Source organism: Ensifer sp. EB106-05-01-XG146 (genome assembly GCF_058791875.1).
On record NZ_JBYTDX010000001.1, the window covers coordinates 3061030 to 3084472 of the forward strand.

A 23443-nucleotide genomic window follows, 5' to 3' on the forward strand; every position below is an offset into this window, starting at 1 on the left:
GCTCTAGAGTGCGAATTCCGAGGGGTCGAAATTCAGCACGAGGGTATTCCATCCTTTTTCGCCCTCATATTTTTCAGGCGGGAGGTTCTGTAGCGGGGCCGAACGGCGGATCGCGCGCAAGGTGCTGCTTTCAACGGCACGGCGCGTACCTTCCGGACCGCCGGTTGCGGTAACCTCGGGTGTGCCGACGATATTGCCGGCGGGATCCAGCTGCACGCGCACCGTGACACGCACTTCCTCGACGCCGGTCAGGCCTGGCGTCAGTGACCAGTTGCCCTGGATCTGGCCCTTGACGCCATCGATCTCGTTGGCGCTCAAGCCCACACCAATGGTTTTCTTGCCGCCGAGCGCCGCTTCCTGTGTCGAGCGCTTGGCACCACCGGCGGAGGGATCCTGCCGGTTGAGAAGGGCGGCGATCTCGTCGGCGTTGAACTTGCTTTCCTCGGTGGAGGCAGCTTTCTTCTGTTCCTTCGGCGTTGCCTCGTTCTTGCGGTCAGGCGTCTTGGCGCTCTGGGCGGGCTTTTCGACCTTCGGCTTTGCCGCCGGCGTCGGCACCTTCTCAGGCAGCGCTTCGGCTTCCGGGTTCTCGGCCGGCTTTTCCTCGGCGGGTGCCGGCTCCGGCTTCGTCTCCGGCTTCACTTCCTGCTTCGGTTCGGGCAGAGCGGCAACTTCGGTCGCAGGTTCGGAGGCGGGCTTGGATTCCTCGACCTTCTTGATCTCTTGCTCGACCGGATCGGGCGTCGGCTCGGGCTTCTCGTTCTTTTCCGGAGAGGCCGTGGCTTCGCTCTTCGACGGCTTGGCGTTCGGCGTCGGCGGCGTCTTCAGGTCGGTATCGTTGTCGCCGATGTTTTCGGCAGGCTGGTTGGTCTCCGGCCGCTTGGTCGGAACCGGCGACGAGGTCTCCTTCTTCGGCGCCTTCTTGTCGCCCTGCTGAACCTGCGTCATCTCCGAATAGGGAACGATGTCGACAGGCAAAGCCTCGACGTCGGCGACCTGGAAGTCAGCCGGGCTGCCAAGCGACACCAGCGCCCAGGTCAAGACCATGGCGTGGAGGACAGCAGATGTAGCGAGACTGCCCTTCATCGTGGACGATCACTTTTCCTGTTCTTGCAGCGTGACAAGGCCGAGGTTCTTGAAACCGGCGGCCGAGATGCGGGCCATGACCTTCATGACCGTGCCGTAGTCGGCATTGGTGTCACCGCGCACATAGATGCGCTCGTTGTAGCCGGTGGTGGCGATCGCCTCGAGCTTCGGCACCACTTCGTCGATGGCGATCGCGGTTTCCTGCAGGTAGATCTCGCCTGCCGGGTTGACCGAGACAGTGATCGGCTGCGTATCGGAATTGAGCGCCTTTGCCTGCGTTTCCGGCAGATCGATCGGCACGCCGACCGTCATCATCGGTGCTGCCACCATGAAGATGATCAGGAGCACGAGCATGACGTCGACGAACGGCGTCACGTTGATCTCGCTCATCATGGCTTTCTTGCCGCCGCGGCGACGACGTCCGCCACCCGAACCCTTGGCTCCGCCAACCGACATACCCATCAGCGTGGTCTCCGTACTCTCTGGCGATTACTGCGCGGCCTGGCGCGGGTTCTGCAGCTTCTCGTCGATCTGCCGCGACAGGATGGCGGAGAATTCGTCGGCGAAAGCTTCCATGCGTGCCGACAGCTTGCCGGCGTCGGCCGAGAACTTGTTGTAGGCGATAACCGCGGGGATAGCGGCGAGCAGGCCGATCGCGGTGGCGAGCAGTGCTTCGGCGATACCGGGCGCCACGACCGCAAGGTTGGTCGACTTCGAACCGGCGATCGCCTGGAACGAGGTCATGATACCGACGACCGTACCGAAAAGGCCGATGAACGGGGCGGCCGAACCGATGGTCGCGAGCGAGCCGAGACGGGCCTCCAGCGATTCCGATTCCCGGGCGAGCGTCACGTCCATAGCGCGGTCGATACGCATCTGCAGGCCGATCGGCGAACGGGCGCCGCGCTCGAAGCTCTTCTTCCATTCGCGCATGGCGGACACGAAGATCGCACCCATGCCGGCCGTCTGGCGGTCGGCGAGCGTGCGGTAGAGTTCTTCCAGCGACTGGCCGGACCAGAACACCTGCTCGAAGCTGTCGAGCTGGCGGCGGACGCGGCCGTAGTTCAGCGTCTTGTCGACGACGATCGCCCAGGTCCAGACGGAGGCTGCGACGAGCCCCAGCATGACCAGCTTCACGACGAAGCCCGCTTGCATGAATAGCGACCAAAGGCTCACATCGTGTGTTGCCGCGGCCAATCCAACCTGTTCCATCGTCTTCAGTCCCCGAATCCAAACACCCGGCAAGAGCGGTTCATGCTCGTGACCGGGTAGCCCAAACGTCCTGTTTGCAAGAGTGCCCGGCACCGCCGCAGATCGCACCATCGCGACCTTAATTAGCTTTAGGTTGCCTTCTTGCCGTCAATTTTGGTCAAAGGATGACGTGCACTGCACAAATCCTGATGCGATGATTAAGACACCATTATGGTTAAGAGACCGTTACCGTCGTGTGTCTTTGCAGTATCACCCGGCAGTCGGAACTTAGCGTTGCCGAGTACGTTCCTAGGGATGGCCCAACGAACGACAGGACAACGAAGCGAAGGAAAGTCCTCACCGGACTTTGATCCCCGGGACCGATTGATCCTCGCCCTTTACGCCGAGCTCAAGGCCGAGCGGGAAACCCGCGCCGCCCTGGAGGACGCACTCGCCCACGGCGTCGTATCGCTGGAAATCCTCCAGGCCATCATCTCCGATCCGGTTCCCGTGGTGACCGAGGAGGACATTGTTCGCATCGAACGGGTCCTCGCCCTCGATGCGGCCCGGTCCGCAATTCTGGCTAAGGACGCGCCGACCCTCCGGGGTCTCCGTGGAGGCGGGTGATGGCGTCCCTTCGCAGCCCGCTTGCCGAATACAACAAACGCCGCAACTTCGGCGAGACGCGCGAACCAAAGGGCAAGCTTGGTCGCGGCCGGTCCGGCCGCATGCGCTTTCTCGTGCAGAAGCATGACGCCACCCGGCTCCACTACGACTTGCGGCTGGAATGGGACGGTGTCTTGAAGAGCTGGGCGGTCACCCGCGGACCAAGCCTCAATCCGGAAGACAGACGACTTGCCGTGAGAACCGAGGATCATCCGCTGGCCTATGGCGATTTCGAAGGCACAATCCCCGAAAAGCAATATGGCGGCGGCACCGTCATGTTATGGGACAGCGGCTGGTGGGAGCCGGAAAACGATCCGGACGAGGGCTTGCGCAACGGCAAGCTGACATTCCATCTTCACGGTCAGCGGATGCAAGGCGGGTGGGCATTGGTGCGGATGCGGTCACGCCCCGGCGAAAAGCGCGAGAACTGGCTGCTGATCAAGGAGGGTGACGAAATTGCCGCCGAGGATGGCGACGTTCTGCTGGAGGACCATCTGACGAGCGTCAGCACCGGCCGCACCATGGCCGAGATTGCCGATGGGAAGGGCGAACGCAAGAAGCATGTCTGGACCTCCAAGGGGGAGGACAAGGAGGCGAAGGCCGTGACAGTCAAAACATCCAAAACCGCAACGAAGCCCAAGGACAAAGCAGCAAAGCCGGCAAAGGCGAAGCAAGCCATATCGGACGAAACCGTGCTTGGGGTGCGCATCACCCATCCGGATCGCGTCCTGTTTGCCGACCAGGGCATCAGCAAGCTCGATCTCGCCCGCTACTACGCCGTCGTCGCCGATCGCATATTGCCCCATGCGGCCGAGCGTCTCCTCTCGCTCGTGCGTGCGCCGCAGGGCGTGAAGGGTCCGCGCTTCTACCAGAAACATGCGAGCGACGGTTTTCCCGACGAGATCAAGGAAGTCCCCGTCGAGGAAAGCTCCGGCGAAACGGAAAACTACATGTATGTGCGCGACGCCAAGGGGCTGGTCGCTGCGGTCCAGATGGGCACGCTGGAGTTCCATATCTGGGGATCGCATGTCGACAAGCTGGAGATCCCCGATCGACTGGTCTTCGACCTTGATCCTGACGAGGGTCTCGACTTCGAGATGGTCAAAGGTGCGGCCGTGGCCTTGCGCGATGCGCTCGACGAGATCGGGCTGAAATCGGCTCCGATGGTCACGGGGGGCAAGGGCGTCCATGTCATCGTGCCGCTGACGGCCCGCGCCAGCTGGCCGGAAGCCAAGGCCTTCGCCAAGACCTTTGCTCAAGGTTTCGCCGATCGCGAACCGGACCGGTTCATCGCCACCATGTCGAAGGAAAAGCGCAAAGGACGCATCTTCATCGACTGGCTGAGGAATGAGCGCGGCGCGACCGCCATTGCCCCCTACTCGACCCGGGCGCGCGCTGACGGACCGGTGGCGACGCCCATCAACTGGGATGAACTGGACGATCTCAAGTCGGCCAACAGCTTCCACATCCCGGACATCCTCGAGCGGATCGAAAATGGCGCAGACCCCTGGCAGGATGTGGCCAAGATCAGGCAATCCCTGACCAAGACGATCCTGGGCAAGATCGGCGTGAACGAGGCGGACTAGGCCGCCGACGCCCCGCGCAATCCCTCGATCCACGAGCGCAATGCCGTCCCGATCGCGTGCGGATGATCCTCCTGCAGGTAGTGCGCGCCCGCGCCGAGTTTCACCAGGCGGCAATTCGCAAGCTCGTCGGCATAAGCTTCCGCCTCCGCCGGCGAGATGAGCGCACCAGGGTCGCCCGAGAACAACAGCTTGGGATATCCTGAGGCGCGAAGCGTGGCGTGATCTGCCGTACTGATAGCGTAGAACTCAGAAGGCGCGCCCTCGATCGGCAGTTCACGCGGCAGGCGCAGCACGGGGCGGCGGGAAGATGGATTCGGAAACGGTGCCCGATAAGCAGTCATTTCCTCGTCGTTCAATTGACGCAGGATCGCGTTCGGTACGACCCGTTCGATGAAGACGTTTTCCTCCAGGATCAGCCGCTCGCCGACGCCTTCAGTTCGGAACGCCCTGAACAGTTCGCGGGCCTGCGGCTTTTGATGAAACGCCTCATAAGTTTCAGCCGGACGGATATATTCCATGAAGGCGAGGCCGAGCACCTTCTCCCGATTGAGTGCGGCAAAGTGGAAGGCAAGCGCTGTTCCCCAATCCTGCGCGACCAGGAAAAGTGGACCGGGGACCACCTTTTCGATGAAGGCTTCGAGATAGCGGAACTGGTCGAGGAAGGTGTAGTCGATGTCGGGCTTGTCGGATTGGCCATAGCCGATCAGATCCGGTGCAACGCAGCGCCCGACCGGTGTCACATGCGGCAAGATGTTCCGCCAGATATAGGACGACGTCGGGTTGCCGTGGAGAAACAGGACCGTCGGTCCCGTGCCTTTTTCGATATAGGCCATCGACGATCCGAAAATGTCGACGAATGACTTGCCCGCTGCGAATGCCTCTTCACGCATGCTTCCCTCCATCAAACACGGTTGAAAAAACGATCGTCCTGAACGTTGCAAGCGGCGCCGGGCTGCGATCGACCTTCATGCGCAGCATGGCCCCCTGCCAGGCGCTGAGCAGGAAGTCGGCAAGCTCGGCCGCCGAGCCGAGCGGAGCGATTTCGCCCTTCTCCAGCCCTTCGGCGATGCAGGCCTCGAAGGGACCGCGCCACGTCGCAAAGAGTTTCGACAGATGCGCCCTGAGCCGTTCATTGTCGAAGGAGGCTTCGAGGCTGAGATTGCCGATCATGCAGCCGCGGCTGTAGTCGGCGTCAGCCAGCTTGCCGGTGATGAGGTCGATGTAGCGACGCAACCGGTCGACGGGGCGCACGCTTCTGTCGCCAAGCGCCTCTTCCACGAGGCCCGAGACATAGGCGAAGTAGCGATCGAGCACCTCGATGACGAAGTCTTCCTTGGACGTGAAGTGATTGGTGAAGGACCCAGGACGGGCGCCCGCAGCCTCGACGATGTCGCGTACGCCGGTCCCGGCGTAGCCTGTGTTCCATACGAGCTGATCGCCCGCCTTCAGAAGATTTTCACGTATCGATTTTCTGGACATGGCGAAATAATACGTACGTACGTATTATTGTCAATGCACTGAATCGAATGCAGTGAAAGCGCGCGTCCACCAACGAAAAACGCCCCTGGAAGGGGCGCCGTGTCTCCGTTCGACCGAAGGAGAGCCCTAGCTCGCGCTCTCCTTCGCATGATGGAATCTGTAGGCGAGCGCCTCGGGCAGCCGCCGTGGCCGACCCTGGCCGTTGATCACGGCGATGATCACCTTGGCGGCGATCAGCAACTGCTCGCCGCGGCGGATCTCCTGCTGCAGCACCATCTTGGCGCCGCCGGCCTTCTCGGTGACGGTGGTAATCGTCAGGATGTCATCCATGCGCGCCGGCAGCTTGAAATCGATCTCCATGCGATGGACGACAAAGACGAGGCCTTCGCTGTCGCCCTCGATCGCCAGCGTTGCCTGCTCGACGCCGAGCAGCCGCAGGAAATCGGTGCGGGCGCGCTCCATGAAATGCAGGTAGCGGGCGTGATAGACGACGCCGGAAAAGTCGGTGTCTTCGTAATAGACGCGCTGGATCAGCTGATGGCCGTTTTCGGTCAGTTCGCCTGCGAGCGAAATCAGGGACATACTTTTCTCCGAAAGAATTTCCCGTTTCCTGTGCAGGAACAAAAAGCCGTTTGCAAGCATTGCAGCCTTGTCACAATCCTATCCTATCACGTGACGGACTTCCTTTGCGATCAGGAGAACGTGCATGAAGATTGCGATTCTCGGCGGCGACGGTTTCGTCGGTTGGCCCACGGCCCTTCATTTGTCCGATGCCGGTCACGACGTTCATATCCTCGACAATCTCTCCCGCCGCTGGATCGACACGGAACTGGGCGTACAATCGCTGACGCCGATGGATTCGATCCAGGAACGCACGCGTATCTGGCATGCCGAAACCGGCCGGCGCATCCATTTCAACCTGATCGATCTCGCCCGCGACTACGAACTCCTGAAGAACTGGCTCGCCGACCATCGCCCTGACGCCATCGTGCATTTTGCCGAACAGCGTGCCGCGCCCTATTCGATGAAGAGCGACCGCCACAAGAACTACACGGTCAACAACAACGTCAACGCCACGCACAATCTTCTGAACGCGCTGGTCGAACTCAGCCTCGACGCCCACCTCGTGCATCTCGGCACCATGGGCGTCTACGGCTACTCCACCATCGGCGCGGCGATCCCCGAGGGCTATCTGCCTGTCGGCATCGAAACGATGGGCGGCGAGACCGTCAGCCAGGAGATCCTCTACCCCTCCAATCCCGGCTCGATCTACCACATGACCAAGTGCCTGGATCAGTTGCTCTTCCAGTTCTATGCCAAGAACGACGGGCTTCGGATCACCGACCTGCACCAGGGCATCGTCTGGGGTACGCATACCGAGCAGACGCGCCGCCACGCCCAGCTCATCAACCGCTTCGACTATGACGGCGACTATGGCACCGTGCTCAATCGTTTCCTCATCCAGGCGGCAATCGGTTATCCGCTGACCGTGCACGGCACCGGCGGCCAGACCCGCGCCTTCATTCACATCCAGGATTCGGTGCGATGCATCGAGCTGGCGCTCACGAACCCACCGGCGCGCGGCAGCCGTGTCGAGATCTTCAACCAGATGACCGAGACCCACCGGGTGCGCGATCTCGCCGAAATGATCGCCTCGATATCGGGGGCTGAGATCGCCCGGTTGCCGAACCCGCGCAAGGAAGCTGCCGAGAACGAACTCGTCGTGCACAACGAGAAATTCCTGAGCCTCGGTCTCAACCCGACGCGGCTGCAGGACGGATTGCTTTCGGAAATCGTCGATGTCGCCAAGAAATTCGCCTATCGTGTCGACAGAACGCGCGTGCCCGCCGTCTCCGCCTGGACCAAGGACATCGCGCCGCTGATCAACCACGACCCAGAGGGCAAGCGGCTGAAATCCGTTTCATGACATCGAACGATCCTTCGGAGGGGCTCCGCCCCTCCTCGCCTCCCCAAGCCGACCATGCCTATGTGACGCTCGTCACCAATGCCGATTATGCGCTTGGCGCCCGCGCACTGGCGCGCTCCATAACACGGACGGGCACGAGGGCCGATATCGTCGTGCTGCACACGGGCGGCGTTTCTGTCGATGTACTGGCGCCGCTTGCCGAATTCGGCTGCCGGCTGGTGGAGACCGACCTTCTGCCGCTTTCCGACGCCTTCAACGCGCGCCACCAGCGCCGGAACGTGCATGATAAGGCGCCCTTCACGAAAGGCCGAAAGCCCGACTTCCACTCGCCGCTCGACAACTTCTGCAAGCTCCGGCTCTGGCAGCTTACCGAATATCGGCGCTGCGTCTTCATCGACGCCGATGCGGTCGTGCTCCGGAACATCGACCGGCTGTTTGCCTATCCGGAATTCTCCGCTGCCCCCAATGTCTACGAAAGCCTTGCGGACTTTCATCGGCTGAATTCCGGCGTCTTCGTCGCCGAACCGTCAATGGCGACCTTCGACAGGATGATCACCCAGCTTGATGCGCCGGACGCCTTCTGGCCGCGCACCGACCAGACCTTCCTGCAAGCCTTCTTCCCGGACTGGCACGGTCTGCCAGTGACGATGAACATGCTGCAATATGTCTGGTTCAACCTGCCCGAACTCTGGGACTGGGGCTCAATCGGCGTGCTGCATTACCAGTATGAAAAGCCCTGGGAGACGGATCATCCGCGCCGGGAGACCCTGCAGCCGCTTATCGATCTCTGGCATGGCTACCTGACAGGAGACGATATTCCGGACATCGCATCGCTCACCAACCCGGTCCGCCGATGACCCGCGCGCTTGTCTCCGGCGGCACGGGCTTCGTCGGCCGCTTCATCGTCGAGCATCTGCTTCTGGCGGGGTACGAGGTTGTGATCGGCGGTCGCACGCGGGCCCCAAACACCTTCTTCAGCGGGCCTGTTGGTTTCGTGCCCCTGTCGCTCGATCCGACGATCGATCACAGCGCGGCCTTCGGCAATGTCCAGTGTTTCGTCCATGCCGCCTTCCAGCACATCCCTGGCCGATATCGAGGCGGCGAAGGCGATGATCCCGAGAGCTTCCGCCGCGCCAATCTCGATGGTTCGGTCCGGCTTTTCGAAACGGCACGCGAACAGGGCGTAGGTCGCTGCATCTTCCTGTCGAGCCGCGCGGTCTACGGAACGCACCCAGCAGGCGCCGTGCTGTCGGAGGGATCGACCTGCCATCCCGAGAGCCTCTATGGCGCGCTCAAGCTTGCGGCGGAGCGGCAATTAGAACTGCTGGGCACGGACGACTTCAGGACAGCAAGCCTACGCGTCACCGGCGTCTACGGAGCACCGGGCAACGGGGCGTCGCACAAATGGCAGGCCCTGTTCGACGACTATCTGCAGGGCCGCCCGGTTGCACCGCGGGCCGGCACGGAAGTGCATGGCGACGATGTCGCAGCCGCCGTGCGCCTCGTGCTCGAAGCGGAAACGCGCCGCTCACCGGTTTCGGTCTTCAACGTCTCCGATATCCTCGTCGACAACAGCATCATTCTGGAAATCGTTCGCCAAATCACCGGTTGTATGAACGACCTGCCCGAACCGGCCGCATTGACCGAATTCAACGCGATGGACTGTGGCCGTCTGCACGCGCTCGGCTGGACGCCGGGCGGGCTCCCGCGGCTGCACGAGACGATCGAAAAGCTGCTCGGCTGAGACGCTGCGTAGAGCCGTTCTGTGTCGATCAAGGACTCCTTTAAGGAGTATTAATTTACAATTTAATACCCAAGGTTGCCGCCGAAATTCCGAGCTATGTTGGCTGCGCGGAACGGTTCCGGTCCGTGCAAAAAGCTCAACCCTCCCGTCGATCGACGGCGCTTCGAAGGAAATCAATCATGCCTATCGAGACGTTGAATCCTGAAGTCTGGAAGCTTGTCGGCACTTTGAACGGTGAATGGAAAACGAATGGCGGCAAGGATTTCGGCTGGGGCACGGTCAAGACCTCATCGCAAACCTTGACTGCAAACGCCTTGCTTTCGGTCTACAAACTGATGCGCGGCAACCAGAATCTGACGCGCGACTACTACCTCGTCGTCGGGGATGTCTATCACGGCATCCAGGGTTCGCCATCCACTCCGTCGTCCAACTGGGTATCGGTCGGCTTTTACGCCAATCACATGAAGCTGCGCCTCGAGACGAACTCGCAGCAGGCGCGGCTCGTAACGTTCGGGCCGAACAGCACCGTCGAGCAAGCGACGATCAGTTTCTCGATCGGCGGCGAGCTCAGCGCCGAATACAGCAAGGAAGGCCCGAAGGGCGGCGCCTCGCTCAGCGCCAATGTCGGTGTCAGCTTCACGGCCTCCGAGGTTTCGTTTGCGGCACGCCCCGCAACGCAATCGATCGAGTGGCAGGCGAGATTGCCCCATGTCGGCTGGGTTTCGGCGGGAGTGCCGGCAAATCCCGGTCGCCCGTCCTATGCCGGTTACATCTGGAATGCGGCCGCGATCATCGAGGTCCCGCAAGGCGCGACGCCCAACTTCAAAGGGCGCTTCGAAGTGGACTTCGAGTTCAATTGGACCCGCGGCATTCGCAAGCGGTCGTTCACGCCCGAGATCGATCTCGTCTACCAGTCCCTTACCAGGACGGGCACCAGCGACATCGAGGTTATTCCGCCGCTGCCGACGATACTGGAGACATTGCGCTCCCTCGCCTCTTCGACCGGTCGGGACGGCAAGACCGACACCTTCCTGGCAGCGCTGGAAAACTCTCGTGTGATCGATGCGCTCGGCGACAGCAATCTTGACCAGATCGTCATCGCGCCAACCAACCTGGCCGTCCAGACCTACTTCGACCAGCACCCGCAAATCGCGCTCGAGGCCGTTTCGCCGGCAAACCAGGCCTGGCTCGATAGCTGGGTCGCCGAACGGATCATCAGCACACCGCCCGGCTCTGTTGAACTGGCAACACTCAGTGCGTCGATAAAGAGCATGAGCGAGGGGGAATGGTACCAGTGCGCGGACGGCCTGCTACTGGTCACCGGCACCTATGAGGTGGCGTCCGGCCTGCGGGGCGCAGTGCGAAGCGGAGCCATCAGGGCCGCCTGACGCACCGTGACAAACGGGCGCTGCTCGGCTCAACAGAGCGGGCGGGCGGAAGCAAACAGGCCTGGCGTCGTCTCGATGCCAGGCTCTTTCAGCGCAAGACCGGACGAACCCGGAATTTGTCGCTCAGCCGAGATCGATCACCACGATCTCCGGCGGCATGCCGAAGCGAACCGGCGCAAGCGAGCAGCCGAGACCGCCGGAAACGATCAGATTGCAATCGTTCTCGGTCACATGGCCGTAGGCGTAACGCTCGCCGAAACGCGAGGGCACGACCGGCGCATAGCCGAGAAACCGCACCTGGCCGCCATGGGTATGGCCCGACAGTGTCAGCGCGACACGCGACGGAACACGCGGGAACACATCCGGCTCATGCGCCATGAGGATGACCGGATCAGTATCGCTCACCTGGGCGAGCGTACCGTCGAGATCGTCGAGACCGCTCATGCGCTTGCGTTGCCACTTCTTGCCGGGCACCAAGGCAAGCTGATCTTCGAGGCCAGCGATCCAGAAGCCCTGCCCCTCCTTCTCCAGTCTCACCGCCCGGTTGCTATAGACGTTGATGCCGACGTCCTGCAGCGCCTTATGCCCGAAGGTCGGCCCGCCGCCGTTCTTCTGCGCGGTCCGGTCTTCCCACCAGTCATGATTGCCCATGACCGCGTGGACGCCGAGCGGCGCCTCGAGTGTGGCCAGCGCCTTCGACCATTCGCTGGAATGCACATAGCTGGTGACGAGGTTCATGCCGGCCACATAGTCGCCGAGCAGCAGCGTGATATCGCCGCCAAGGCTGTTGGCCTGCCGGCAGATCGAAGCGATACGGCTTGCCGGCATCCAGGGCTCGCACGCGTGGATGTCGGTGAGCACGACGGCGCGCAGCTTGAGGCCCGGTGTCCAATTGGGTGGCGTCAATTTGTATCGGGTGACGTTCAGCCGGGCCAGAGGTTCGACGGCAAAGGCGTAGCCGCCCAGTGCCGCCATGCTGACGATACCGCCGCCGATCAGTTTCAACAATCCGCGGCGGCTGATCATCTAGTCGTCGTCCTCTAATGTCAGGCGAAACTGGGTCGCCTCCATCTCCTTGGGGGGATTAAGGCCGATATGTTTCCAGGCATTGGCGGTCAAAATACGGCCGCGCGGCGTGCGTTGGATGAAGCCCTGCTGGATCAGATAAGGCTCGATGATGTCTTCAATCGCATCACGCGGCTCCGAAAGGCCCGCAGCTATGGTTTCGATGCCGACGGGACCGCCGCCGAAGTTCTGCGCGATCATGAAGAGGTAGCGCCGGTCGAGCTGGTCGAGGCCCATATTGTCGACGAGCAGCCGCGTCAGCGCCTCGTCCGCGAGCTCCTTGGTCACGGCTTCGGCACGCGCCACTTCGGCGAAGTCGCGCACCCGGCGCAACAGCCGGCCGGCGATGCGCGGCGTACCGCGGGCGCGGCGGGCGATCTCGCGGGCGCCGTCGTCGGTCATGCCGAGGCCCATCAGCCGGGCGCCACGCCGGACGATCGATTCCAGCTCTTCGACCGTGTAGAAATTGAGCCGCACCGGAATGCCGAAACGGTCGCGAAGCGGCGTCGTCAGAAGCCCGAGGCGGGTGGTTGCCGCCACCAGCGTGAACTTCGACAGGTCGATCTTCACCGACCGCGCCGCCGGGCCTTCGCCGATGATGAGGTCGAGCTGGAAGTCCTCCATCGCAGGATAGAGGATTTCCTCGACGGCCGGATTGAGCCGGTGGATTTCGTCGATGAAGAGCACGTCGCGCTCTTCGAGATTGGTGAGCAGGGCCGCGAGATCGCCGGCCTTGGCGATCACAGGGCCGGAGGTCGAGCGGAAATTGACGCCGAGCTCCTTGGCCATGATCTGCGCCAGCGTCGTCTTGCCGAGCCCGGGAGGGCCGACGAAGAGCACGTGGTCCAGCGCCTCGCCGCGATTTTTTGCCGCCTCGATGAAGATCTTCAGGTTGGCGCGCGCTTCCGCCTGGCCGGTGAAGTCATCCAGCGTCTGCGGGCGCATGGTCGCATCGAGGTCTTCACCGCGCTTTTCCGGCGTTATCAGGCGTGCGGCGTCAGTCATGCGTTCGTTCCATTCGGTCGGGCAGCTGAGCGCTGCAACCCGTCATCATGCCGGGCACGATGCGTTCTGCCTTCTGTGCCCAGCCAAGGCAAGCGTTCATCGCGCCAGTTCTTTCAGGCCAAGGCGAATGAGCTTGGCGCTGTCGCCGCCTTCGCCGCCGTTCTTCAAGGCCGCCGCAACGGCATTGGCCGCCTGGTCGCGCGAGTAGCCGAGATTGGTGAGCGCCGAAACCGCATCGGAAACCGGCGCGGAGGCGACGCCTTCGCCAAGCTCCTGCTTGAGGCCGATCGAGGCCGACATCTCGCCGGCGAAGGACGGCGCCTTGTTCTTCAGTTCCGTGACGATGCGCACCGCCACCTTGGGCCCGACACCGGGCGCACGGGAGACGGAGGTCTTGTCCTGCAGCGCGATCGCATTGGCCAATTCCCCCGGCGTCAGGGTGGAAAGCACGGCCAGCGCCACTTTCGAGCCGACCCCCTGCACGCTCTGCAACAGCCGGAACCATTCCCGCTCCAGCGCCGTCAGGAAGCCGAACAGCTTCAACTGGTCTTCGCGCACATACGTCTCGATGAAGAGCACCGCCGCCTCGCCCGCCGATCCGAGCCTGGACAGCGTGCGCGCCGAACAAAAGGCAACGTAGCCGACGCCATGCACATCGAGCACGACGTGATCCTCGGCGATCTCGTCGATGGTACCCTTCAATTTGCCGATCATGTGGCGTCTCTCGCGGTGGGTTCTGGATGGTCATCGGACCATCGGAAATTATCGTGTCGGGCGCAACTACGCCATCAATGCGGCAAGCCGGCTCGTCACCGATTGCCGGTTGTGGGCATGGCAGATAGCGATCGCCAGTGCGTCCGCCGCATCGTTGCCCTTGAACTCGGCCTTCGGCATCAGAACCTTCAGCATCATGTGGATCTGCTGCTTCTCGCCATGGCCGACACCGATCACCGCCTTCTTGACCGCGTTCGGCGCATATTCGGCGACCCTGAGGCCTGCGCGTGCCGGTACCAGCATGGCGATGCCGCGCGCCTGGCCGAGTTTCAGCGTCGCTGTCGCGTCCTTGTTGACGAAGGTCTGCTCCACCGCCGCCTCGTGTGGCTGATAGCTGTGCACCACCTCGGCAAGGCCGTCATGCAGCTGGCAAAGTCTGGAGGCGAGGTCCATGTCGCCATCCGACGTCACCGTGCCCGAGGCGACGAAACGCAACGAATTGCCGAGCGTCTCGATGATGCCCCAGCCGGTACGACGGAGCCCCGGATCGATGCCGATGATGCGAATCGTGGTCTGCATGAATTTCACCCTATGATGTCAGTCCGGACGCTGCCAGCAAAAAGTGAACAAAACAAAAACATACGCACAGTTGAGGCGCGGCCTCAGGTTTTCTTCGGCACCGCCCTTGGATTGAGGAAAATTGAGCTTACATAGCCTTGCATCAATTTCTCTCAATAAAGGCCTTTACCATGGCGACTTTCTCCGTCCTCGATCTTTCCCCGATCACTGAAGGCGGCAGCGTCGCCCAATCGCTGGAGAATTCGCGCCGTCTGGCCCAGGCGGCCGAGGAGAACGGCTACACCCGCTTCTGGCTGGCCGAACATCACGGCATGAAGGGCATCGCCAGTGCGGCGACCTCGATCGTGATCTCGCACGTGGCGGCAGCGACGAAGACGATCCGTGTCGGCTCCGGCGGCATCATGCTGCCGAACCACTCGCCGCTTGTCATCGCCGAACAGTTCGGAACGCTCGCCGCCCTCTACCCCGGCCGCATCGACCTCGGCCTCGGCCGTGCGCCCGGAACCGACATGCGCACCGCCCAGGCCCTCCGACGCAACATGGAGGCGAGCGGCAACAACTTCCCGAACGACGTCGTCGAACTGCAGGCACTGCTCGGCCCCGTCGCCGAGGACCAGAAGATCATCGCCGTGCCCGGCGCCGACACCAATGTGCCGATCTGGCTGCTCGGCTCAAGCCATTTCAGCGCCCATCTCGCCGGCATGCTCGGCCTGCCCTTCGCCTTCGCCTCGCATTTCGCGCCGGACATGCTGCTCTCGGCGCTGGAGATCTACCGCGAGCGCTTTACCCCCTCCGAGACCCTTGCCAAGCCGCAGGTGATGGTCGGCGTCATGGGGGTTGCCGCCGATACGGACGAGGAGGCGAACTACCTCTTCACCTCCATGCAGCAATCCTTCGTGGCCCTGCGCCGCAACGCGCGCGGGCAGTTTCCGCCGCCGGTCCAGTCGATGGATGGGCTTTGGAGCTATGACGAGAAGATCTTCGTCGACCATTCGATGATGTATGCGGTGGTCGGAGGGCCAGAGACGATCCGGCGCAAGATCGGGGCGTTCCTCGAGCAGACAAAGGCCGACGAACTGATCATCTCCATGCCGATCTTCGACATGCAGGCGCGGCTGAATTCGCTTCGCCTCTTCGCCGACGCCCAGCGCGATCTCGCCAAGGCGGCGTAAAGCCGGCCGATCAGATCGCCCCGAAAGCGGGTGCGATCTCTTCCAGATTGGCAAAGAACCGATCCGGCCCGAGCCCTTGCAGGAAGACCGGGTCGGCATAGCCCCAGGCAACCGCACCGGCCGCCACGCCCGCCTTTCGCGCCGCATCGATATCGCGCGCCTCGTCGCCGATCGCCAGGATGCGAGCCGCATCGAGGCCGGAGTGCCGGATCGCACGCTTGAAGTGCTGTGCCTTGCCGAAAAGCGCGGCACCGCATTCGAAGAGATCAATCGTCGCTGCCGCTTCGCCGAGTGCGGCGCGAATACCCTGCTCCGCGTTCGAACTCACGATCGCAATGCCGATGCCCGCCGCCTTCAATTTCCAGAGAAGCTCAGCGGCGCCCGGAAACAGCCGGACGCTTGCCGCTTCAGTCGCCATAGCACGGCGCATGAAGGTGGCGATCTGCGGCAGTTTCCAAACGGGCACGCCGAGATGCGCGATGATCTCGCGGCTGCCCATGGTGCGCAACGACTGGAACTCCTCGACCGAGAGTTCGCGGAAGCCGTAGCGCCGTGCAGCCGCGTTGCACGCCGTCATGAAACTCGCCGCCGTATCGGCAAGCGTGCCGTCGAAATCGAAGATCGCGAATTCATAGGTCATCGAGCCATCCAAAGAAAAACCCGCGGCCTTTCGGACGCGGGTGAAAATTCTGCGAGCGACGGTCGTCCCAATCAGGCCGACAGCTTCGCCAGGATCTCGTCCGAGACTTCGAAGTTCGAATAGACGTTCTGGACGTCGTCGTCGTCTTCAAGGATGTCGATGAGCTTCATCAGCGACTGCGCCTTTTCTTCATCGACCGGAACGGTGTTCTGTGCCTTCCAGATCGCCTTGACCGTTTCGGCTTCGCCGAGCGTGTCTTCGAGCGCCTTGGACACTTCGCCGATCGCTTCGAAACCGCAGATGATCGTGTGGCCGTCCTCGTCGGTGGTGACGTCGTCGGCACCCGCTTCGATCGCCGCATCCATCACCTTGTCGGCGTCACCGACGGAGAGCTTGTAGGTGATCTCGCCGACGCGATCGAAGGAGAAGGAAACCGAGCCGGTTTCGCCGAGCGCGCCGCCGGCCTTGGTGAAGGTCGAGCGCACGTTCGAGGCGGTGCGGTTGCGGTTGTCGGTCAAGGCTTCGACGATGACGGCAACGCCGCCCGGGCCATAACCCTCGTAGCGGACTTCTTCGTAGTTCTCCGCGTCGCCGCCAGAGGCCTTCTTGATCGCCCGTTCGATGTTGTCCTTCGGCATCGACTGCGCCTTGGCGTTCTGGATCGCCAGGCGCAGGCGCGCGTTCATCGCGGGATCGGGCATGCCCGACTTGGCGGCAACCGTGATTTCGCGCGCGAGCTTGGAAAACATTTTCGAGCGCACCGCATCCTGACGGCCCTTGCGGTGCATGATGTTCTTGAACTGTGAATGGCCAGCCATGGCACCCTCTGCATGCATTAATTTGAATGGAATGGGGCGCCTTATAGTTTTATTGCCGCTTTCCGTCCAGCCGGGGGGCGGTTTTTCAGTTGGCCGAGACCTGCGCGCGGCTCAAGAGGAAGCTGTGTCCGTCGTCACGGCGGCAGGAAAGGCCAGTGCGTTCCGACACGCAGGAGAACGGCCCTCGCGACCAGCTTTGCCCATAGTCGAGCACAGTCCCAGTCGAACAGCAGCTGGGATCGCCGACGGCGTGATTGAGCGTGGCGGCTCCCGCCCGGCCAAGGGTCGCCCTGACATAACGCGGCGCGACGATATCGCAGGCCAGCTCCGGACCGCCATCGGCGGGCTGATAGACGGACGTGCCGCCAGCCGGCGTGTAGATACAGCCGATATTGCCCGAGGGCATCGCGAAGATCTCCGGCTCACCCGCCGGTCGGACCGTGGTCTCCGGCTGGCTTTGCGGCTGTTGCCCCTCGGGAGACGGCATGCGCGGCGGCGGCGCGCCACCGGCCTCGGCAAGAGTCGAGAAGGAGAGAAAGAACGATACGCCAACCACGAGCAACTTCATCGGGCGATCCCAGGATGTTCAAACGCCCTTGAGGATATAAATCAGTGGTTTGCTTGGCAAGGAACGCAGGGATACTTTGATACTGGCGCTGTCGGCGTAACGCTTGTCGTAGTCGTCGCCGAACATGTCCAGAAAGGCGTCGATCGGCGGGCCACGGCGGTGCATCGGCAGGATCAGCGAGGCGCGCAGCCGGCTGACCACCCGGCTCATGCTCTCGGCACCCATGGTCAGGCCGCCATCGACAGGCACCATGAGCACGTCCAGCCGGCCAATCTGGCTGTAGTGGCTGTCGTCGAGTTCATGGTGCAGATGGCCCAGATGGCCGATGCAGAGATCCGCCACCTCGAAGATGAAGATCGAGTTCCCGTCGTGCTCCATGGCGCCGCCGCCGGCGCGGATGTCGGTCGTCACGTTGCGGATGTGGGCGTCGCCGACCACGAGATCGTGGCGCGCCGGTTGGCCGCTATCGCTCCAGCCATGCAGCACGGTCTTGATCGCCGGATCCGGCGTCAGCGTGTAGTGGCTCGAATGCGCCTTGTTCATGGTCGCGACCATCGGCGGCATCGACGGTGCATACCAGCCGCTATAGTCGGTTGCGATCGAGACGCCGCCGGGCGTCTCGATCAGGAAGGTGGAATGGCCGAGATAGCTGATCGTCACCTCGCCGGCCGTCGTCTGCCCCTTGGTGGCAGCCGCGGGCGTGAAACTGGCAAAGGTCGCCTGGGGGAGCGTTTCGGCGATCGCCTGGCATTGGCTGACAGGGCGCGGCTGTTGCTGCGCATGGGCGACCGATGGCCAGAACGCGTGGATGAACCATATGGCGGCGAATGTGTAGACAAAGTACCGGAGCATCAGCCTTCACCTCTCTCACTTGCCGCCTGACCTCGGGCCTTGGGGGCACGCGGCAGGCAGGTATTGAACAGCGAATGGAAGCCTTTGCCTTCGCTCGACCGAACGGTGGCGTCACGGGGCGCGGAAAGAATTGTTCAAGGGCCCGGCCACGTCCAGTTACAAAGGGCAGGCGGTGCTCACGTTTACGTCACCGACCCTGAGGCCGATAAGGTAACGATAGCCTCGTCAAAGCCGAATGCCCCGGCATTGCTGCCGGGGCATTCGTCAGATTATCGTCGGGCCTGCCCTATTCGGCCGGGTGCGGCGCCGGTTCGCTCACCGCCGCCTTGCGTCGCCGGAACGACCGGAGCGCGACGTAGAACACCGGCGTCAGGAACAGGCCGAGGAATGTTACCCCGAGCATGCCCGAAAACACCGCCGTGCCGAGCGACTGGCGCATTTCGGCACCCGGGCCGGTCGCGATCATCAGCGGCACCACGCCGAGGATGAAGGCAAAGGCGGTCATCAGGATCGGGCGCAGGCGCAGCTGGCTCGCTTCCACCGCCGCCTCGATCGGCGTCTTGCCCTCGTCTTCGCCCTGCCGAGCGAACTCGACGATCAGGATCGCGTTCTTGGCTGCAAGACCGATCAGAACGATGAGCCCGATCTGGGTCAGCACGTTGTTGTCGAGCCCGCGGATGAACACGCCGACCAATGCGGCCAGCACGCCGAGCGGCACGATCAGGATGATCGCCAGCGGCAGAACCCAGCTTTCGTACTGGGCCGACAGCGCCAGGAACACGAAGACGACCGACAGTGCGAAGATGAACACCGCGGTGTTGCCTGTCTGGCGCTCCTGGTAGGCGAGTTCCGTCCACTCGAAGGTCGTGCCCTGCGGCAGGATCTGGGCGGCGAGCGCCTCCATCTTGTCGAGAGCCGTACCGGTCGAGACACCGACCGCAGGGTTACCCTGGATCGGCACCGAGACGTACATGTTGTAGCGCTGCACCAGCGTCGGACCGGCCGTATCCTGGATCTCGACAAGCGTACCCATCGGCACCAGCGCACCGGTTGCCGAGCGCACCTTCAGCGCCAGGATGTTGTCGCGCTCGACGCGGTACTGCTGGTCGGCCTGCGCCCGCACCTGGTAGACGCGGCCAAAGGCGTTGAAGTCGTTGACGTAGGACGTACCGAGGTTGATCGACAGCGCCTCGAAGATGTTGGGGATCGGCACGTTGAGTGTGCGCGCCTTGTCGCGGTCGATCGCCAGGAAGTATTGCGGACTGGAGGCCGAGAAGGTGGTGAAGACCCCGGTCAACCCTTCCGTCTGGTTGGCAGCGCCCATCATCTGGTAGGCAAGCCCGAGCGCGCGGCGCATGTCGGAGCTCTGCCGGTCCATGATCTGCATCTTGAAGCCGCCGGAGTTACCGATGCCGCGCACCGAGGGCGGCGGCACGGCGATGATGAAGGCTTCCTGGATGCTCTGCAGGCTGCCATAGAGCTGGCCGATGATCTGGTTGGCCCCCTGCCCGTTCTTCAGCCGCTCTTCGAAGCTTTCGAAGGAGGCGAAGACCACGCCCGAATTGGACGCGTTGGTAAAGGTCGCACCGTTGAAGCCGGCAAAGGCGACAGCACTTTTCACGCCCGGCACGTCCTGGATGATCTTCGAGGCCCGCTTGACGACGGCGTCCGTCCGGTCGAGCGAGGCGCCGTCCGGCAGCTGGATGACGACGATCGCATAGCCCTGGTCCATGGTCGGCACGAAGCCGCGCGGCACGATCTGCGCCATGTACCAGGTGGCCCCCAGCAGCCCGACGAAGACGAGAAGGGCCGCGGCCAGCGCCACCTTCGTCGAGACGAGCTTGCGCACGACCCATGCATAGCCCGACGCCATCCGGTCGAAACCGTTGTTGAAGCCGTTCGCCAAGGCCTTGCCGAAGCGCGTCAGCGGATTGCGGCTTTCATGATGGCCGTTCTCGTGCGGCTTCAACAGGATAGCCGCCAGCGCCGGTGACAGTGTCAGCGAGTTGAAGGCGGAAATCACCGTTGCGACCGAGATCGTCACGGCGAACTGCAGGTAGAACTGGCCGGCGATACCGGGGATGAAGGCCGTCGGCACGAACACCGCGGTCAACACCAGCGAGATCGCGATGACGGCCGCCCCCACCTCGTCCATGGTCACATGCGACGCCTCGCGCGGGGTCATCCCTCGCGCGAGATTTCGCTCGACATTCTCGACCACCACGATCGCATCGTCGACGACGATACCGATCGCCAGCACCAGGCCGAACAGCGTCAGCATGTTCAGTGAGAAACCGAAGGCATAGAGGAAGGCGAAGGTGCCGACGAGTGACACGGGGATTGCGACGATCGGGATGATCGCCGTGCGCCACGATTGCAGGAAGACGAGAACGACGATGGCAACGAGAATGGCCGCCTCGGCGATCGTCTTGTAGACCTCGTTGATCGATTCCGAGATGAACTCTGTCGGGTTGTAGACGATGCGGTATTCGAGCCCGTCAGGGAAGTCCTTGGAAACGTCGGTCATCACCTTCTGGATCTGCTCGGCGGCGTCGAGCGCATTGGTGCCCGGCCGCGAGAAGATGCCGAGCGCCACCGCCGGGCTGCCGTCGAGATAGCTGTTGTTGACGTATTCGCGAGCACCGAGCTCGACACGCGCGACGTCCTGCAGCTGCACGAGGCGACCGCTTTCCGTCGCCTTGACGATGACATAGCGGAACTGCCGCGCGTCGCTGAAGCGGCCGTCCGTCGTGACCGTGTACTGGAACGCGCTGTCGCCCGGCGCCGGCGGACCACCGATCGAACCGCCGGAGACCTGCACGTTCTGCTCGCGCAAAGCCTGCACCACGTCACCGGCCGTCATGCCATAGGCCGACAGCTTCTCCGGATCGAGCCAGACACGCAGCGCATATTCGCGCTCGCCGAACAGGATGACGTCGCCGACGCCATCGAGCCGGACAAGCAGGTCGCGGATACGAGTGCGCGCATAGTTCGAGACGTAGAGTTGGTCATAGCGTTCGGTCGGCGACAGGAGATGCACGACCATCATCAGGTCGGGCGAACTCTTGGCCGTGGTGATGCCGATACGCCGGACTTCTTCCGGCAGCCGGGGCTCCGCGATCGACACGCGGTTCTGTACCAGCACTTGTGCCTGGTCGAGGTCGATGCCGAGCTTGAAGGTGATCGTCAGCGCCATCGAGCCGTCGGCGGTCGAATAGGAGGACATATAGAGCATGTTCTCGACGCCGTTGATTTCCTGTTCGAGCGGCGTCGCGACGGTGTTGGCAACGGTATCGGCGTCAGCACCCGGATAGGCGGCGCGAACGACGATGGTCGGCGGGGCGATTTCCGGGTACTGCGCCACGGGAAGCTGAAAATAGGCGATACTGCCGACGATCAGCAGCACGATCGACAGCACCGACGCGAAGATCGGCCGGTCGACGAAGAAGTGAGCAAACCTCATTGCGCCGCCCCCGCTGCTTGCGCTTCAGGAGGAAGCTGGACCGTCTCAGGCTTCACCTTGGTGCCGGGCCGCGCCCGCATCAGACCGTTGACGACAATGGTCTCGTCGCCGGTCATGCCGGAGCGGATGACACGGTAGCCATGGAGCTTCGGGCCGAGACGCACGGGCTTGGTCACCACGGTTCCGTCGGCAGTCACCTCGTAGACGATGCGCTCGTTCTGGTCGGCGCCGATCGCTTCGTCCGGAATGAGGACGGCCTTGTAGGTGTTCGAGCCTTCGATCTGCACACGGCCGAAGAGACCGGGCTGCAGCACGAGGCTTGGGTTATCGAGACGGGCGCGGACGCGCATCGTACCGCTCTGCGGATCGACGCGGTTTTCGGCGAAGTCGAGCTTGCCCTTGAACGGCTCCTCTTGCGAGTCGGCGATGGTGACCAGCACTTCGAGCGAGCCGCCGCCTTCCTGCAGCGCACTGCCGCGCTCGCGTGCGACCCGTGCATAGGAAAGCAGCCGCCGTTCGTCGACATCGAAGTAGAAATCGATCGGGTCGAGCGACACGATCGTCGTCAGCACCGTCTGGTCAGCCTGGACGAGATTGCCCGTCGACAGCAGGCGCCGGTCGACGCGGCCGCTGAGCGGCGCGGTGATGGTGGTGTAGTCAAGGTCGAGCTTGGCACGCTCGACCGCCGCTTCCGCGCCGCGCACCAGCGCCTGCGCCGACAGGAGTTCGCGGCGATGATCGTCGAGCGTCGAGACCGAAAGCGTGCCGGTGCCCGTCAGCGATTGCGTCCGCTTGAACTGGGCCTCGGCGAATTCCAGCGACGAGCGCGCCGATTCCAGCGTCGATTCGGCCTGGGAGAGAGCCGTACGATAGGGCCGCTGGTCGATGACGAAGAGCTTGTCGCCCTTCTTCACCAGGGCGCCATCGGTGAAATTGACCTCGTCGAGATAGCCGCCGATGCGGGCGCGAACCTGCACCTCGTCGACGGGCTCGAAACGGCCGATGAACTCGTCGCTGTCGATGACGTCCCGCACGACCGGCTTGGCGACGGTCACCACGGGCAGTTGCGCGTCCTGCGCCTGGGCACCGATTGCGGATAGAAGGGAAAGAGAAGCGCCGACGAACATCGGCAAATGCCACTGAGACAACATGCATGCCCTCCGAATGCACTTGGATCACGAGGGGCAGCCAATCGACCAGACCACCGCGATCGCTTTGAATATTTCAGAGCGGGGCCTGTGCGCAAAACAGCCGCATTACCCGTCCCGCTCCGCACAAATCCTCGGATCGGCAGCGATCCGAGAGGCAAAGTCACACAAGCAATCAAATGATACAGCGGCCTTGCGCCCTTCGGCCCGCGAACGCTGTCAGGTCAAATTCGCTGGGCAGCGAGCAATTGCCCGTGGCGCAGCGACAACAGCACATGCCCGCAATCCAGGACTGCGCACACCATTCATTCTGCAAAAACCCACGAATACATCACGCCCCGGCCCGGCGTGATTT

At 62.8% G+C, this 23443-nt stretch carries 23 protein-coding genes; 7 read left to right on the top strand and 16 right to left on the bottom strand.

Annotated elements, in window-relative coordinates:
- Window positions 1-3: 3 nt before the first annotated feature.
- Genes AC3WVQ_RS15290 through tolQ form a run of 3 tightly spaced genes read right to left on the bottom strand, consistent with a single transcriptional unit; the run spans window position 4 to window position 2295 of the window.
- Window positions 4-1083 carry a hypothetical protein gene (locus AC3WVQ_RS15290; RefSeq protein WP_034806249.1) on the bottom strand — a complete coding sequence of 360 codons (1080 nt, stop codon included), beginning with the start codon at window positions 1081-1083 and terminating at the stop codon, window positions 4-6.
- 9 nt (window positions 1084-1092) lie between these two features.
- Entirely contained in the window at window positions 1093-1545 is a 453-nt protein-coding gene (tolR, locus tag AC3WVQ_RS15295; RefSeq protein WP_034806246.1) for a protein TolR, read from the bottom strand.
- A 27-nt stretch (window positions 1546-1572) separates the two neighbouring features.
- Window positions 1573-2295, bottom strand: coding sequence for a protein TolQ (gene tolQ / locus AC3WVQ_RS15300; protein ID WP_034806243.1), 723 nt, complete (start codon window positions 2293-2295; stop codon window positions 1573-1575).
- Window positions 2296-2589: 294 nt separating this feature from the next.
- Between tolQ and AC3WVQ_RS15305 the strand changes: the two genes are divergently transcribed.
- On the top strand, window positions 2590-2901 hold the full coding sequence (locus AC3WVQ_RS15305; RefSeq protein WP_090299759.1) for a hypothetical protein: 312 nt from the start codon (window positions 2590-2592) through the stop codon (window positions 2899-2901).
- Window positions 2901-4526 carry a non-homologous end-joining DNA ligase gene (gene ligD / locus AC3WVQ_RS15310; RefSeq protein ID WP_090299757.1) on the top strand — a complete coding sequence of 542 codons (1626 nt, stop codon included), beginning with the start codon at window positions 2901-2903 and terminating at the stop codon, window positions 4524-4526. Before AC3WVQ_RS15305 ends, ligD begins: the two co-directional genes overlap by 1 nt.
- On the opposite strand, the gene AC3WVQ_RS15315 is transcribed toward ligD, so the two are convergent.
- The 3 genes from AC3WVQ_RS15315 to ybgC form a co-directional block, all read right to left on the bottom strand.
- Window positions 4523-5416, bottom strand: a complete 894-nt coding sequence (locus AC3WVQ_RS15315; RefSeq protein WP_090299755.1) for a haloalkane dehalogenase — start codon at window positions 5414-5416, stop codon at window positions 4523-4525. The genes ligD and AC3WVQ_RS15315 overlap by 4 nt on opposite strands.
- Window positions 5409-6005: a TetR/AcrR family transcriptional regulator gene (locus tag AC3WVQ_RS15320; protein ID WP_090299753.1), complete on the bottom strand. Its 597-nt coding sequence runs from the start codon at window positions 6003-6005 to the stop codon at window positions 5409-5411. The genes AC3WVQ_RS15315 and AC3WVQ_RS15320 overlap by 8 nt, the downstream gene beginning before the upstream one ends.
- Before the next feature lie 126 nt (window positions 6006-6131).
- Window positions 6132-6587, bottom strand: a complete 456-nt coding sequence (gene ybgC / locus AC3WVQ_RS15325; protein ID WP_089044521.1) for a tol-pal system-associated acyl-CoA thioesterase — start codon at window positions 6585-6587, stop codon at window positions 6132-6134.
- Between the two features lie 124 nt (window positions 6588-6711).
- On the opposite strand from ybgC, the gene AC3WVQ_RS15330 reads away from it, so the two are divergent.
- From AC3WVQ_RS15330 to AC3WVQ_RS15345, 4 genes are all read left to right on the top strand, one after another.
- Window positions 6712-7932 (top strand): NAD-dependent epimerase/dehydratase family protein, encoded by a 1221-nt coding sequence (locus AC3WVQ_RS15330; RefSeq protein WP_034806229.1) that lies wholly within the window; start codon window positions 6712-6714, stop codon window positions 7930-7932.
- A complete protein-coding gene (locus AC3WVQ_RS15335) occupies window positions 7929-8789 on the top strand; it encodes a glycosyltransferase (RefSeq protein WP_090299751.1) in 861 nt (286 codons plus the stop codon). The genes AC3WVQ_RS15330 and AC3WVQ_RS15335 overlap by 4 nt, the downstream gene beginning before the upstream one ends.
- Window positions 8786-9676 carry an NAD-dependent epimerase/dehydratase family protein gene (locus tag AC3WVQ_RS15340; RefSeq protein WP_492382864.1) on the top strand — a complete coding sequence of 297 codons (891 nt, stop codon included), beginning with the start codon at window positions 8786-8788 and terminating at the stop codon, window positions 9674-9676. Before AC3WVQ_RS15335 ends, AC3WVQ_RS15340 begins: the two co-directional genes overlap by 4 nt.
- Before the next feature lie 179 nt (window positions 9677-9855).
- Window positions 9856-11064, top strand: a complete 1209-nt coding sequence (locus AC3WVQ_RS15345; protein ID WP_110819208.1) for a hypothetical protein — start codon at window positions 9856-9858, stop codon at window positions 11062-11064.
- Window positions 11065-11187: 123 nt separating this feature from the next.
- On the opposite strand, the gene AC3WVQ_RS15350 is transcribed toward AC3WVQ_RS15345, so the two are convergent.
- From AC3WVQ_RS15350 to ruvC, 4 genes are all read right to left on the bottom strand, one after another.
- Entirely contained in the window at window positions 11188-12090 is a 903-nt protein-coding gene (locus tag AC3WVQ_RS15350; RefSeq protein ID WP_034806217.1) for a metallophosphoesterase, read from the bottom strand.
- Entirely contained in the window at window positions 12091-13134 is a 1044-nt protein-coding gene (gene ruvB / locus AC3WVQ_RS15355; protein WP_034806214.1) for a Holliday junction branch migration DNA helicase RuvB, read from the bottom strand.
- A gap of 96 nt (window positions 13135-13230) precedes the next feature.
- On the bottom strand, window positions 13231-13848 hold the full coding sequence (gene ruvA, locus AC3WVQ_RS15360) for a Holliday junction branch migration protein RuvA (RefSeq protein ID WP_034806211.1): 618 nt from the start codon (window positions 13846-13848) through the stop codon (window positions 13231-13233).
- A 66-nt stretch (window positions 13849-13914) separates the two neighbouring features.
- Window positions 13915-14427: a crossover junction endodeoxyribonuclease RuvC gene (gene ruvC / locus AC3WVQ_RS15365; protein WP_034806209.1), complete on the bottom strand. Its 513-nt coding sequence runs from the start codon at window positions 14425-14427 to the stop codon at window positions 13915-13917.
- 170 nt (window positions 14428-14597) lie between these two features.
- Between ruvC and AC3WVQ_RS15370 the strand changes: the two genes are divergently transcribed.
- Window positions 14598-15599 (top strand): LLM class flavin-dependent oxidoreductase, encoded by a 1002-nt coding sequence (locus AC3WVQ_RS15370; protein WP_060518594.1) that lies wholly within the window; start codon window positions 14598-14600, stop codon window positions 15597-15599.
- Window positions 15600-15609: 10 nt separating this feature from the next.
- Here AC3WVQ_RS15370 and AC3WVQ_RS15375 read toward each other — a convergent pair whose 3' ends face one another.
- The 6 genes from AC3WVQ_RS15375 to AC3WVQ_RS15400 form a co-directional block, all read right to left on the bottom strand.
- Complete coding sequence (locus tag AC3WVQ_RS15375; RefSeq protein WP_034806206.1) at window positions 15610-16239, bottom strand: HAD hydrolase-like protein; 630 nt, start codon at window positions 16237-16239, stop codon at window positions 15610-15612.
- Window positions 16240-16310: 71 nt separating this feature from the next.
- Window positions 16311-17057, bottom strand: coding sequence for a YebC/PmpR family DNA-binding transcriptional regulator (locus tag AC3WVQ_RS15380; RefSeq protein ID WP_043625539.1), 747 nt, complete (start codon window positions 17055-17057; stop codon window positions 16311-16313).
- Between the two features lie 85 nt (window positions 17058-17142).
- Complete coding sequence (locus tag AC3WVQ_RS15385; RefSeq protein WP_090299744.1) at window positions 17143-17625, bottom strand: YML083C domain-containing protein; 483 nt, start codon at window positions 17623-17625, stop codon at window positions 17143-17145.
- An 18-nt stretch (window positions 17626-17643) separates the two neighbouring features.
- Complete coding sequence (locus tag AC3WVQ_RS15390) at window positions 17644-18480, bottom strand: MBL fold metallo-hydrolase (RefSeq protein WP_090299742.1); 837 nt, start codon at window positions 18478-18480, stop codon at window positions 17644-17646.
- Window positions 18481-18763: 283 nt separating this feature from the next.
- Window positions 18764-21940 carry an efflux RND transporter permease subunit gene (locus AC3WVQ_RS15395; RefSeq protein ID WP_090299740.1) on the bottom strand — a complete coding sequence of 1059 codons (3177 nt, stop codon included), beginning with the start codon at window positions 21938-21940 and terminating at the stop codon, window positions 18764-18766.
- Entirely contained in the window at window positions 21937-23091 is a 1155-nt protein-coding gene (locus AC3WVQ_RS15400; RefSeq protein WP_090299738.1) for an efflux RND transporter periplasmic adaptor subunit, read from the bottom strand. Before AC3WVQ_RS15400 ends, AC3WVQ_RS15395 begins: the two co-directional genes overlap by 4 nt.
- Between the last annotated feature and the right edge of the window lie 352 nt (window positions 23092-23443).